This window comes from Zestomonas insulae (assembly GCF_016901015.1).
GTDB classification, from domain to species: Bacteria; Pseudomonadota; Gammaproteobacteria; order Pseudomonadales; family Pseudomonadaceae; genus Aquipseudomonas; species Aquipseudomonas insulae.
Genome location: NZ_JAFEUP010000001.1, coordinates 110,325 through 122,808 on the forward strand (window position 1 = coordinate 110,325; position 12,484 = coordinate 122,808).

Consider the following 12,484-nt stretch of genomic DNA (forward strand, 5'->3'; position numbering starts at 1 on the left):
GCCAGGGCTAGCGCCGCTCGCCGGGTTTCACCGGCGCCTCCAGAAACGCCTTCTCGGCGACGAAGCGCCAGTCGGCGTAACTGCCCATGCCTTCGAATTCGGTCCACTGCACCGGAAAGTTCGCCTGCTTCAGCGGCTGGCTGGTCGAGCGGCTGTACACGCCCACGATGCGCCCTTCGAACGAACGCACCAGCCCCCATTCGTCGCTGCCGGTCAGCGGGTCGCGGTACAGCTTGCGCAGGTGGCGACGTACGTTGGGGAAGCGCTCGTCCTCGAGCAGGTCGCGCAGCTCCATCGGGTACTGCGCCAGCCCCGGCGAGCTCCGGTAGTAGCTGCGCAGCGCCTGGGCGTACTGGCCGCCGACCCACAGCAGCTCGCGCTCGCGGTCGCGCTGCGCCTGGGTCGACCACACCGGGCCGGCCACCGCCAGCGCCATGCCCATCAGCATCACCAGGAACAGCACGCCGAAATAGGTGAAGCCGCGCTCGCCGCTACCACTCGCCATACGCACTCCCGTCGCGGGCCTGGCCGCTGGCGCCGCTGTGCACGTCGCCGACCGCGCCGGCCGCGCCTTCCGGCGGCGCCACCACCAGCCACAGGTCGGTGCGTTCGGTGATCGGGTCGAGCGGCATGCCGCGCAGGTAACGGCGCTCCACCAGCTCTTCGAGGCTGTCCGGGTAGCGTCCGGTGTCACCGTAGAAGCGGTCGAGCGCGTCGCGCATCACCGACAGGCTGTGGCGCAGGCTGGTCTCCTTGGAGTTGTCGAGGCTGGAGAAATAGCGCGGCGCCGCAAGGGTCATCAGCGCCGCGATGATCGCCATCACCACCATCAGCTCGATCAGGGTGAAACCCGCCGCGCGCCGTTTCATGCTCACCACTCCCGATATGGGACGCCGTTGAGGCCGCTGGCCTCGGACTGCGAATAGACGTCGAACACGTCCTCACCCGGACGCGGGTCGTCGACCGGGCTGGAATAGGCGCGCAGCCCCCACTGCTCCAGCGGTTCGAGGCGCGGATCGGCAAATGGGTCGCGCGGGATCCGGCGCAGGAAGTAGATGCGCTCGCCTTTCACGCTGCGCACGTCGCGAGCGCCGTCGACCAGCACCTGCAGCGACGGCGGGTAGCCGCTGCTGCTCACCGAGCGCTCGATGCGCCCGGCCTCGCTGGCCGCCTTGTAGCTGTCGATGGCATCGCGCAGCTGATACAGCGCGCGCTTGAGGTCCTGTTCCTTGTCGCGGCGCACCACGGTTTCGGTGAGCGGCGCGGCGATGCTGGCGAGCAGTGCGATGATCGCCATGGTGATCACCACTTCGATGAAGGTGAAGCCGCGCTCCCGGGCGTTCATGGCTAGGGCATCACGGTGACGGATTGCGGCGGCGGCAGCGCCGCGCTGACCAGGCTGTCGCCCTGGCCGACACCGGAGAAGCTCAGCAGACGGATCGGCGAGCCGCGCTCGCCCGACTCCAGGGCCCGCACGCGCAGACGCAGCAGGCCGCCGGCGCCAGTCGCCCCGGTGTTGCCGGAACGCGCCTGGGTGGCCACCAGCACGCCGTTGTTCTCGTCGAGGCGCGGGGTGAACGAGGTGCGGTTGGCGTCACTGCGCAGCAGGTCGCCCTCCACCACTTCCAGCACCTTGAGCCGCGCCGGGTCGTAGGCGACCTGCAGGGTCGAGCTGCGCAGCGGATGGCCGGCCTCGGCCTGCAGCTCGATCACCGCCTCCTCGCCGGCACGCATCTGCGCCGGGCCGACCCAGTGCAGCAGCAGCTCGCCAGTGTCGGCATCGACCGCCGGGTGCGGCAACGCGGAAGTGCCCGGCAGCGACAGGTTGGGTTCCGCCAGCGGGCTGGCGTCCGCCGCGGCGACCGCCACCGGCACGCGCATCGGCCGGGTGCGCAGGCTGGTCTCGGTACCGGTGGCGAACTCCATGTCGCTGGGGCTCTGGTACGGCAGGTTGCGCACCACGCGCGGGGTGATGGCGAGGACCAGCTCGGATTTGCCGACGGTGTCCTGGTTGCTACCGAACAGCCGACCGATGCCGGGAATATCGCCGAGGCCGGGAATCTTGTTGCCCGAGGCGAAATGATCGTTGCGCATCAGCCCGGCCAGCACCTGGGTCTCGCCGTCGTGCAGACGCAGAGTGGTCTGCGCGTTGCGGGTGTCGACCTGGACCGGGATGGTGCCCTGCTGGGTCGGCGCCAGCGGCGTGGCATTGCTGACTTCCAGGGCGATCTTGATCGCCACTTCGTTGTTCAGGTGCACGGTCGGCTGCACCTCCAGCTTCAGGCCGACGTCGAGGTAGGTGATGCTCTCGGTGATCACCGGGCCCTGGGTCGACGGCGTCGAGGTGGCGCTGACGATCGGCACGCGCTGACCGATGTGCACGCGCGCCTGCTCGCGGTTGCTGACGCGAATCACCGGGCTGGCCAGGGTGTTGATGTCGTTGTCCTTGGCGTTGATCTTCGCTTGCGGCGACGGCGAGATACTGATGCGCCCGGAGTCGAGGCCCTTGAGCTGGTCGAGGATGCCCACCGGGTTGCCCTCGTCGTTGAGCACGCCGAAGGTGTTCGGCCACTGCAGGCCGAGGTCGAGGATGCGCTGGCGGGCGACTTCCATCACTTCGACTTCGAGGACCACTTCGGGATCGGACTGGTCCTGCGACTGGAACAGCTTCTCGGCCATGCGCACCGCGTCCGGGGTGTCGCGCATGGTCAGGGTGTTGAGGCGTTCGTCGATGAACACGTCGCGGGTCTTGAGCATGGTCTTGACCATGTTCATCGCGGTGTTGGCGTCGACGCTGGTCAGGTAGAAGGTGCGCATCACCAACTCCTGGTAGTCCTTGATCTTCTGCGGCGAGTCCGGGTAGATGACGATGGTGTTGTCGTTGACCACCTTCTGGTGCAGCTGACCCTGCTGCAGGAGCAGTTCGACGGCGTCCTCGATCGCCACCTGGCGCACGAAGATGGTCGCCTTGAGGTCTGGGCGCACATCCTTGTCGAAGATGAAGTTCAGCCCGGAGGTCTGCGCCAGCACCTCGAAGATCACCTTGAGGCTGGCGTCGCGGAACTCCAGGGTCACCGGCCGATCCAGCCGCGAACGCAGCTGCGGGTACGGCGAGAGGTTCTGCGCCTGCAGGCGCTGCACGCCCTGCTCCAGCTGCAGCGCCGGCTCGTACTGCGGATCGAGGTTGAGAATGTTCTGCACCTGGCGCCGCGCGCCGACCAGGTCGCCACGACGCAGCGCCGCCTGGCCTTGGCGCAGCATGTCGTCGACATGCCGCAGCTGCTCGATCTGGTACAGGCCGTCGCGAGCGCGGCTGTTGTTCGGCTCGATGCCCAGCACACGCTGGTAGGTCAGCTGCGCGGTGGCGAAGTCGCGGCTGGTGCGCAGGCTGTCGGCCTGCGCCAGCAGGCTCTGGATCACCCGCCCGCGCATGGTGGTCAGGGCGATCTGCGCGGTCGTGTCGCGCGGGTCGGCGCGTACTGCGTCTTCCAGGCGGGCCAGGCCGGCTTCGTACTGGCCCTGCTCGACCAGCGACTTGCCGTCGTCCAGCGCTACCTTGCTGGCGCAGCCACCCAGCAACACCAGACTCAGCAGACTCAGGCTCAGGCGGTTCATAGCCGGCTCCCGACGACCAGCGCCTGGGTCATGTGCAGTGGCAGGTAGGTCAGGGTCAGCTGGCTGTCGCTGATCTGCTCGACGCGGTAGGTGCCGTCGATCACGTCGCCAACCCCGACGATGTGCAGGCGTTCGCCGCTGAGCAGGAACACCTGCTGGCGCAGGCTGTCGTCGAGCTTGCCGATGAACTGGAACGGCAAGGGTGGCGCCATGGGCGCTGGCGGCGGTGGCGGCGCAACCGGCGCCAGGTTGCTGCGTGGCGGTGCCGGCGGCGCGACGTACCAGCTGTGCGCGGCGAACAGGTCGGCCTGCGGCACGTGCGCCGTGCGGGCGGCCGCCGGGATCGCTGCGCTGACAGGAGTCGCCGCCGGTGCGCCGCGCAGCGCGGCGAGCTGACCGCTGGTGTCCGCACCTCGCTTGGCCGGCATCGCCACGTCGTCGGCCGGTTCCGCGGTGAAATACAGCTCCGGAACGGCGGCGATCAACGCCGCACCGCCCAGGAACGCCAGCCAATACCAACGCCGCCGACTGTCCATCATCGCCTCGACAGGTAAAGGGTCATACGAATGCGGCCCTGCAGCTGCACGTCACTGACCTGCTTGCGCTGGAAATCGACATCTTCCAGCACCAGCGCCGGCAGTTCCTCGAGCATGCCGTGCATGAAACGCCGCAACTGCGGATAGCTGCCGCTCACCGGCAGCAGAATGCGATAGCGCGCCAGGTGGGTCTTCGGATCGACACCCAGCGCGTACTCGCCGCGCGCCAGGGCGATGTGCTCCTGGTCGGCGAGCACGTAGATGCGGTCGATCACCGCCGCGGCGTCCTGCTGGGTCGGCAGGGTGCGGTGAAAATCCTCGAGCTGGCGGCCGTCGCTGAGCACCGGCGCCGCGCCGCCGCTGGCGTGACCCGCCAGCTGCGCGCTGCCACTGGCCAGTCGCGCGTTCATGCCCTGCACCGCGTGGTAGCCGGGCAACAGGCCGAACAGCGCATAACCGACGGCGAGCAGCAGCAATCCGGCACCCACCGCGCCAGGGCGGCCGAGAGCGCGCAGCTGCTCATGGACGACCAACCGGGGCACGCGCATCCCGCACCTCCCAATTGGCCAGGAGGTTGAAGCGGATCGGCCGCTCGGCTTGCTGGGTCATCACTTCATGATTGAGCAGCGAGACGTCGCTGAGCTCGTCGCTCTGCTCCAGGCTGCGGTGGAAGGCCAGCATGGCGGCCAGGTCGCGTGCCTCGGCGCTGATGCGCAGCTGCTTCTTGCGCGCATCCGGCGCCAGTTCGAGCAGCGCCACGTCCTTGCGCGACTGGTTCTCGAGCATGGCGAACAGGTTGTCCCAAGGCTGCTTCATCTGCGCGGAAATCTGCCGCATCTCGGCCAGTCGGGCGGCTTCCTCGCGGTTGCTGGCGGGGCTGCCGGCGGCGCGCGGCGCCTCGACCAGCCCGCGGCTGCGCAACTGCGCATCGACGCCACGCAGCTCCGCGCCATTGCGCGTGCTGACGCTGCTCAGCCAGTAACCCATGCCAGCCACCAGCAGCGCGCTGAGCAGCCCGGCGACGAGCAGCAGCCAGCCGGCCACGCTGGCCGGTTGGCGGGCCTGGAAGTCGAGCTGCAGGGCGCGCACGTCAGGCTCCCACCATGGCCATGGCATGCAGCGCATCGTCGGCGGCGGCCTCGACCACCAGCAACTGCGGCGCGGCGCCGGTGAAGGCAGCGGCGGCCAGGTCCGGACGACCCGGCGCGTGCAGGTAGAGGGTTGCCGGCGCGGCATCCTTGGCTTCGAGCAGCTCGACCTCACGGCCGAGCAGGGTCGCCAGCGCCGCGTCGGAATCACCGAGACTCACCGAGCGCACCCGCACCCAGTCGCCCTGGCGCGCCAGCAGCAGGCTGCAGCGCCCCGGTTCGGCGACCACGAAGAGGAAGTCGCTGCGGTTCAGCCGAGTGCGGAAGCGGTTGAACGCCGCCATCAGGTACGGCTGCACCGACATCAGCCGGCAACCGGCGAGCAGCGCCAGGGCCTGCAGGCGCTCCAGCAGGTCCTCGGGAATCGCCGCGGCCAGGCGCAGGCGCCCGGTGGCTTCCGGTGACAGGCGCACGCTCCAGCCTTCGGCCGACTGGCCGTAGATTTCCTCGAGGAAGTGCCGGGCGTAACGCTCCTGCTCGCCGGGCGAGCCGATGTCCCAGCTCCACGGCACCAGGCAGAAACGGGTGAACTGGTTGGACAGCAGTACGTCGAGCCGGCCGCGCAGGGCCTGGCCGGCGAGTACCTGTTCGAGCGCCTCGATGGCCGCCGGCAGCGCCGCCGTACTGGCGTCGAAGTCGCGGCTGGCCAGCCGCTCGCACTGTTCGCCACGCCGCCGGAACAGCGCCACCTGGGTGGCACCGAGCACGGCGACATGCCGGTCACGCCACGAAAGTGACACGATTGATCTCCTCCAGGGTGGTTGCGCCGTCACGCACCAGCTCCAGCGCCGAACTGCGCAGCAGACGCAGGCCGCGGCTGCAGGCCAGCGCCTTGATCTGGGCGATGGGCTGGCGCTCGATGATCATCTGGCGCAGCTCGTCGTCCAGCTGCAGCAGCTCGGCGATCGCCGTGCGTCCGCGGTAGCCCGAGCCTCGGCAGCGACCGCAGCCAGTGGCGTGGACGAAGTGGTAGTCGTCGACCTGCGCCGGATCGAGCCCGGAGGCCAGCAGGTCCTCGTCGCTCGGCCGCCGATTGACCGCGCAGGCGGTGCACACCAGGCGAATCAGGCGCTGGGCGAGCACCGCGTTGAGCGCCGAAACGAAGCTGTAGGGATCGACCTCCATCTGCGCGAAGCGGCCGATCACGTCGAACACGTTGTTGGCGTGGATGGTGGTGAACACCAGGTGGCCGGTGAGCGCCGACTGCACGGCGATCTGCGCGGTTTCCGGGTCGCGGATCTCGCCGACCATGATCTTGTCCGGGTCGTGGCGGAGGATCGAGCGCAGGCCGCGGGCGAAGGTCAGGCCCTTCTTCTCGTTGACCGGAATCTGCAGCACGCCCGGCAGCTGGTACTCGACCGGGTCCTCGATGGTGATGATCTTCTCCACGCCGCGGTTGATCTCGGTGATCATCGCGTACAGCGTGGTGGTCTTGCCGCTGCCGGTCGGCCCGGTGACCAGCACCATGCCGTAGGGTTCGGCGGCCAGCCGGCGCAGCTTGCGCAGCGACTCGTCGGCGAAGCCCAGGGACTCCAGGCGCACGCCGTGCACGCGGTCGGCCAGGTCCTGCTTGTCGAGCACGCGCAGCACCGCGTCCTCGCCGAAGATGCTCGGCATGATCGACACGCGGAAGTCGATCTGCCGGCCGCTGATGCCCACCTTGAGGCGGCCGTCCTGCGGCACGCGTTTCTCGCCGATATCCAGCTCGGCCATGACCTTGACCCGCGACACGGTCTGCTCGGCGATCTCGCTGCCATGCACGCGGCTGATCACGTTGAGCACGCCGTCGATGCGGTACTTGATCACCAGGCCGTTGCCGGTGGTTTCCAGGTGGATGTCGCTGGCGTGCATCTTCAGCGCGTCGTAGAGGGTCGAGTTGACCAGCTTGACCACCACGCTCGAGTCTTCGCTGATGCGCGCCAGCGACAGGTTTTCCAGATCCTCCTCGGGGGCGATTTCCTCGTTCATCGCGCCCAGCGAGTCGACCGCGTGGTAGCTCTCCTCGTGGCGCGCCAGGTAGGCCGCCAGGTCGCCGGGGTGTACCAGGTACAGGGCGGCGCCGCGCAGCTGCTCGTCGATCCAGGTCAGCTTGGCGTCGTCGAAGGGGTCGGCGAACACTCCCACCACGCCCTGGTCGAGGTGGATCATGACGAATTCGTGCTTCAGCGCCTGGGCCAGCGGCACGCGTTCGAAGGCCGGCAGGTAGTGCATCAGCGACTGGCCGTCGAGCACCGGGTAATGCAGGGTCGCGCCGAGCCGGTGGGCAAACACCGCCGGGTCGAGGCTGGTCAGTTCGTCGAGCGCAGTGACCACCCGTTCGCCGAGCTGCGCGCTGCGTTCGTGCGCCGCGCGCAGCAGGCCGCTGTCGAATCGGGCCAGCGTGGTATCGCAGGCGGGGATGACGGGTTCGACGACCAGCGCTTCCACGGCAACCTCCTCTACCCCGGAGCCGCGCTTGGCGCGCCCCGGACCTCGTTGTTGGGCCATCAGCGCGACTCGTTGCGCGGCGTGGCCTTGCCCTTCTCCGCCCCGGCGGGCAGGACGCCCGGCAGTTCGTGCCGCTCGACCAGACGCCAGGAGCCGTCATACAGGTGCAGCGGGAAATCCTCGCCGAGGTCCGCGTCCAGGTTGGCCAGCAGGCGCGTCACCACCCGGCCCATCTCCTGCAGCGGAAACGGTTTGAACAGGATGTGGTCGATGTCGCGCTGGGCCGCCGCCTCGCATACCGCACAGGTCGGGTGGCCGGTGATCAGCAGGCAGCGGTAACGCCAGTCGCGGCCCAGTGCATCGATCACCTCGAAGCCCTCCATGTCCGGCAGGCGGTAGTCGAGAACGATCACCTCCGGCTGGAACTGTGGCGCCAGTTCAAGGGCGCTGGCGCCATCGGCGACGGTCTGCACGACGAACCACTGCTGCTCCAGGTAGAGCCGGAGATTCTGCGCGAGGATTTTTTCGTCCTCGACGATCATCACCTTGTTGGTCACTTCGCGCTCCCTATGCTCGACGGCGACACCGGCATTCCCACCCGGCACTCCTTGCTACGCACGCTCCGTGCCAGCTGCCGGCCGGCTGGCAAGCCACCAATCTGGCTGTGCGGGGTGGGGAAACGGGCACGCGCGATTCCCCACAAACGGGGAATCGGCGGGGGCTGGCGGCGTTTCCACCCCAAACATGGGGTCGCCAGCGGTGGCGCGGGTCGGCCGCCCTAGAGCCCGTTTCGGATCTCGCGAGCTAGAGAAAAACAAGGCGAAAACGACGGAGGAAGCAGAGTTTACGAGTTGTAAATGAGCATTCCGAAGACGTTCTCAACGCAGTTTTTCCGACGCGCAGCAGATCCGAAACGGGCTCTAAAGGCCGCGCGCGACCTCGATACGGCTGCCGCTGCGCAGGCGGTTGAGCGCCGCGTCACGGGCCAGCACGTAACGCTGGTAGAGCAGTTGGTCACGCACCGTGGCCATGGCCATGGCTTCGTCGAGCTGGCCTTCGGCCACGTATTCCTCCACCTGGATCAGGTGCCAGCCGAACTCGCTGCGCACCGGCTCGCTCACCTCGCCGGGGTCGAGGGCGAAGGCGGCCGCCTCGAACGCCGGCACCATCTGCCCGCGCGAGAAGTAGCCGAGCTCGCCGCCGCGCGCGCCACTGGGGTCTTCCGACTGCGCGCGGGCCAGTTCGGCGAAATCAGTGCCGGCAACCAGCTGGCGGCGCAGTTTCTTGATGCGCCGGGCGACCGTCTCGACCTGCTCGTCCGACGCGCCGGCCGGAACGCGCAGGAGGATGTGCCGGGCGCGCACCTGCTCGGGTCGCGCGAAGCTCGCGCGGCGTTCCTGATAGCCACGGCGCACCTCGTCGTCGCTGACCGTCAGCGGCTGCACCAGGGTGTTGAGCATGCGCTGGGCAACCAGTTCGCGGCGCAGGTACTCGGCATAGGCGCCCTCGTCGAAGCCCGACTCGACCAGCTGGCGCTGATAGGCCTCGGGGGTGGAGAACGCCGCCTTCACCGCACTCAGCTCGCGACGCACCTGCTCGTCGTCGACGGCCACGCCCTGACGGTGCGCCTCCTGCCACAGCAGTTCCTTGTCGATCAGCTCGTTGAGCGCCTCGCGCTTGAGGCGCTTGTAGCTGGACGGGTTGCGGATCGAGGCGACGCTGCGCGACTTGGCCTTGAGGAAGTCGGCAAAGTAGCGGTCCAGCCGGTAGTTGCTGATCTCCGCCTCGTTGACCCGCGCGGCCACGCCGACTTCTTCGGCGTGCAGCGCCGGCGCCAGCAGCGACAGCGAGAGCAAGGCGGCGACAGCGAGGCGATTCATGACGGACACCTCTCTCAGAAAGGTGAAGCGGGTTTGACGTAGCGCCCCAGCGGGCGAAACCGGTTGGCCTGCAGGTCGACGCTGACGATGTGCGCGCCAGTGGCGCCGACGCGCATGCCGGGGCCGAAGCCCAGTTCGGGGGTCAGGCCAGTCTGGAAGCCGTGCAGGTTCTCCAGCGCACTGACCAGGCGCTCACGGCTGGCGTCGCGGCCGGCGCGCTTCATGCCTTCGAAGAACAGCAGCGCGGCGCAGTAGGCACTGACCTGCAGCGCACCGTGCCGGCCGTTCAGCCCGGCGCTCTGGCGCAGGGTGGCCAGCGCGGCGGTGCCGTCCGGGGTCCAGTCGTCGAGCAGGAACGGATAGGCCAGGAACAGTCGGTCGGCATAACGCGGCGGCACTTGCAGCGCGGCGCCAGCCACCTGGGTGGCGATGGCAAACAGGTACGGCGGGCTGCCGTCGTCGGCGGGCAGGCTGTCGCTCATTGTTACGAACGCATCCTGAGAGCCGAGGAAGAACAGCGCCTGGGTCTGCGCGGCCTGGCCCTGCAGCGCCGCCCCGGCGGCCGCCGGCCGGTAGTCGTGGACCTCGACGGCGCTCCAGCCTTGGCGGCGCAAGCGCTCGGCGAGCTGATCGGCGAGCGGCTGCAGGCCGGCATCCGCCTGGTAGACCAGCAGCGCGCGGCGCGGCCCGGTGGGCAACAGCTCGCTGGCGAAGTTGGCCAGCACCAGCACTTGTTCGCGCAAGCCAGGCAACGGTGCGAAGATCGCCCGCCCGCTGTCGCCCTCGGCGAACTGAGCCAGCGAGCCGATCACCGGCACCCCGGCCGCCCCGAGCAGCGCATCCAGGCGCCCTTCCAGCGCCGGCGCCAGCGGTGCCAGCAAGGCAAACACGTGCTGCTCGTCGAGCAGGCGCTGCAACGCCTGTTCGGCGCTGGCGCGATCGGGGCCGGGATCGGCGACCACCAGTTCCAGCTGGCGGCCGTGGATGCCGCCGCCGCGATTGAGCGCGTCGATCATGCCCTGCAGCACCGCACCCACCGTGCGACTGTGGTCGGCGAGCACGCCGCTGCTCGGCAGCAAGGTGCCGACGCGCAGTCGGTCGCTTTCCAGGCCGGGGTCATGGTCGTCCTCCAGGCGTTTCAGGTAAGCGGTCAGGCGCGCCATGTCGCGTGGCGACAGAACGAAACGCGGCATCGCCGTGTCCAGGCGGTTGCCGGCCGGGTCAACGCCGTCGCTGACCACCTGGGCCAGGCTGTCCTCGCCGTACGGCGGGTAGCTGCGTCCGTTGATCTGCTGGCCGTAGTGGGTGGTCAGGCGTCGCCAGGTGATGTCCGGCGGCCGCACCCCGCCCTCCGGCCGCCCGCGTCCGTCGGCGCCGTGGCAGCTGGCGCAGGGCAGCGCCGAAGCCGGTAGCACGGTGGCGCCGGCGCCGACCTTGGCCAGCACCTCGCCCCCGGACAGACTCACGCCCTCGACGAACAGGCGCTTGCCGGCCGCCTCGTCGTCGCTCAGCGTCAGGCCCAGGGCCGGGCCCACGGCCAGGCCGAGGCAGAGCAGCAGCGCCAGGCGCGCCATGGCGGGTTAGCGTCCGGCCACTGGCATGGACAGCAGCTGCAGGCGCTCGGCGATGGCGGCGACCGGGGCGTCCGGGCGGATCTTGCTCCAGCGCTTGGCCTTCACGTCACCGACGATCAGCAGCGTGGAGTGCTGCTCGGGGCTGGCCGACAGGTGACCGAGGCGCGCCAGCACCAGCTCGACATTGGCCTGCTCGCCGGTGAGGAACAGCCAGTTCGGCGATTCCACGCCCTGCTTCTGGGTGAAGGCCTTGAGCACCGCCGGGGTGTCGTTGAGCGGGTCGCTGGTCAGGGTGATGAACGTCACCTGGCTGGCCAGCTCCTCGCCCAGCGCGGCGCGCACGTCGCGCAGCTTGCGGGTGATCAGCGGGCAGGCGTCGGTGCAGTGGGTGAACACCACGTTGAGCAGCACCAGGCGGTCCTTCAGCACGTCGCTGTAGAAGCGCACCGGCTGGCCGTCCTGGGTCAGCAGCTGGGTGTCGGTGAAGTAGGTCTGCGCATCGCGCGTGCCGTCGGCGGCCACGGGTTCAGCCACCGGTGCGCCGGGTGCGGCCGCCGGGGCATGGCCTTCATGGGCCTGGGCGCCAGCCGCCAGGCAGAGCCCCAGAGCGAGTCCAAGCCAATGCTTCATGGTGCCACCTCGGCGGTCATGGATGAGTGCCCGGCATGTTCGTCGAGGCTGACCCGCTCGCCGCTGTCCAGCGCGTTGATCTTCGCCAGCAGCAGCGCCGGGTCGGTGAAGCCGTAGAAGCGCGTCCACTCGCCGCTGCGCGCGTCGCCGATCATGATCAGCGGCGGATGCTCGCTGAGCCCGGTCGGCGCGCTACCCAGGCCCTTGAGCGTGGCGTCGACCGCCTGCGGCGTGCCGGTCAGCCAGCTCCAGCCGGGGCCGTGCTGGAAGCGCTGGGCGTAGGCATGCAGCACGCTCGGCGTGTCGCGCAGCGGGTCGACGCTGATCGAGATCAGCTGCACGTCGCGGCCGGCGCGCTCGCCGAGCTGATGCTGCAGGCGGCCCATGATCGAGGAGATCACCGGGCACACCGTGCTGCAGCTGGTGTAGATGAAGCCGACCACGGCGATGTGCCCGGCGACCAAATCGCGTTCCAGGTGCACCGGGCGGTTTTCCTGGTCGACCAACTGCACGTCGGCGAAGCGCACCTGCACCGCCTCCTGGCGCTGCTCCGGCTGGCCGTGCGCGGCGTGTTCCTCGGGCGAATGCGCCTGCGCGCCGAACGGCAGCAACAGCGCCAGGCACAGCGCGGCAGGTCTGATGGCTAACGGATACATGACAGGCTCCTTTTCCTC

14 protein-coding genes are annotated in these 12,484 nt (G+C 69.2%); all 14 read right to left on the minus strand.

Translation table 11 applies throughout. The annotated features are described in order from the left end of the window. Positions 1–7 precede the first annotated feature (7 nt). The 14 genes from JQX08_RS00560 to JQX08_RS00625 all read right to left on the minus strand — a co-directional run bounded on the left by JQX08_RS00560 (position 8) and on the right by JQX08_RS00625 (position 12,466). Positions 8–505 carry a type II secretion system protein gene (locus JQX08_RS00560; protein ID WP_204913939.1) on the minus strand — a complete coding sequence of 166 codons (498 nt, stop codon included), beginning with the start codon at positions 503–505 and terminating at the stop codon, positions 8–10. Beyond that, the gene (locus tag JQX08_RS00565) at positions 492–869 is read right to left on the minus strand and encodes a type II secretion system protein (protein ID WP_204913940.1); all 378 of its coding nucleotides are present in this window, start codon (positions 867–869) and stop codon (positions 492–494) included. Before JQX08_RS00565 ends, JQX08_RS00560 begins: the two co-directional genes overlap by 14 nt. 2 nt (positions 870–871) lie before the next feature. Further along, positions 872–1,345, minus strand: coding sequence for a type II secretion system protein (locus JQX08_RS00570; RefSeq protein WP_204913941.1), 474 nt, complete (start codon positions 1,343–1,345; stop codon positions 872–874). A 2-nt stretch (positions 1,346–1,347) separates the two neighbouring features. Beyond that, a complete protein-coding gene (locus JQX08_RS00575; protein ID WP_239481941.1) occupies positions 1,348–3,615 on the minus strand; it encodes a secretin N-terminal domain-containing protein in 2,268 nt (755 codons plus the stop codon). After that, on the minus strand, positions 3,612–4,151 hold the full coding sequence (locus tag JQX08_RS00580) for a secretion system X translation initiation factor (RefSeq protein WP_204913942.1): 540 nt from the start codon (positions 4,149–4,151) through the stop codon (positions 3,612–3,614). Before JQX08_RS00580 ends, JQX08_RS00575 begins: the two co-directional genes overlap by 4 nt. Continuing rightward, entirely contained in the window at positions 4,151–4,699 is a 549-nt protein-coding gene (locus JQX08_RS00585; protein ID WP_204913944.1) for a GspMb/PilO family protein, read from the minus strand. Before JQX08_RS00585 ends, JQX08_RS00580 begins: the two co-directional genes overlap by 1 nt. Next, entirely contained in the window at positions 4,671–5,240 is a 570-nt protein-coding gene (locus tag JQX08_RS00590) for a pilus assembly protein (protein ID WP_204913945.1), read from the minus strand. Before JQX08_RS00590 ends, JQX08_RS00585 begins: the two co-directional genes overlap by 29 nt. Position 5,241: 1 nt before the next feature. After that, a complete protein-coding gene (locus JQX08_RS00595; protein WP_204913947.1) occupies positions 5,242–6,039 on the minus strand; it encodes a hypothetical protein in 798 nt (265 codons plus the stop codon). Then, positions 6,020–7,786, minus strand: a complete 1,767-nt coding sequence (locus JQX08_RS00600; RefSeq protein ID WP_204913952.1) for a GspE/PulE family protein — start codon at positions 7,784–7,786, stop codon at positions 6,020–6,022. The genes JQX08_RS00595 and JQX08_RS00600 overlap by 20 nt, the downstream gene beginning before the upstream one ends. Next, positions 7,786–8,283 carry a response regulator gene (locus JQX08_RS00605; protein WP_204913954.1) on the minus strand — a complete coding sequence of 166 codons (498 nt, stop codon included), beginning with the start codon at positions 8,281–8,283 and terminating at the stop codon, positions 7,786–7,788. The genes JQX08_RS00600 and JQX08_RS00605 overlap by 1 nt, the downstream gene beginning before the upstream one ends. 363 nt (positions 8,284–8,646) lie before the next feature. Then, positions 8,647–9,606 carry a peptidylprolyl isomerase gene (locus tag JQX08_RS00610; protein ID WP_204913956.1) on the minus strand — a complete coding sequence of 320 codons (960 nt, stop codon included), beginning with the start codon at positions 9,604–9,606 and terminating at the stop codon, positions 8,647–8,649. A 14-nt stretch (positions 9,607–9,620) separates the two neighbouring features. Continuing rightward, positions 9,621–11,180 carry a cytochrome c/ABC transporter substrate-binding protein gene (locus tag JQX08_RS00615; RefSeq protein ID WP_204913957.1) on the minus strand — a complete coding sequence of 520 codons (1,560 nt, stop codon included), beginning with the start codon at positions 11,178–11,180 and terminating at the stop codon, positions 9,621–9,623. Positions 11,181–11,186: 6 nt separating this feature from the next. Continuing rightward, positions 11,187–11,810 (minus strand): SCO family protein, encoded by a 624-nt coding sequence (locus JQX08_RS00620; protein WP_204913958.1) that lies wholly within the window; start codon positions 11,808–11,810, stop codon positions 11,187–11,189. Further along, on the minus strand, positions 11,807–12,466 hold the full coding sequence (locus tag JQX08_RS00625; RefSeq protein ID WP_204913959.1) for an SCO family protein: 660 nt from the start codon (positions 12,464–12,466) through the stop codon (positions 11,807–11,809). The genes JQX08_RS00620 and JQX08_RS00625 overlap by 4 nt, the downstream gene beginning before the upstream one ends. Positions 12,467–12,484 lie beyond the last annotated feature (18 nt).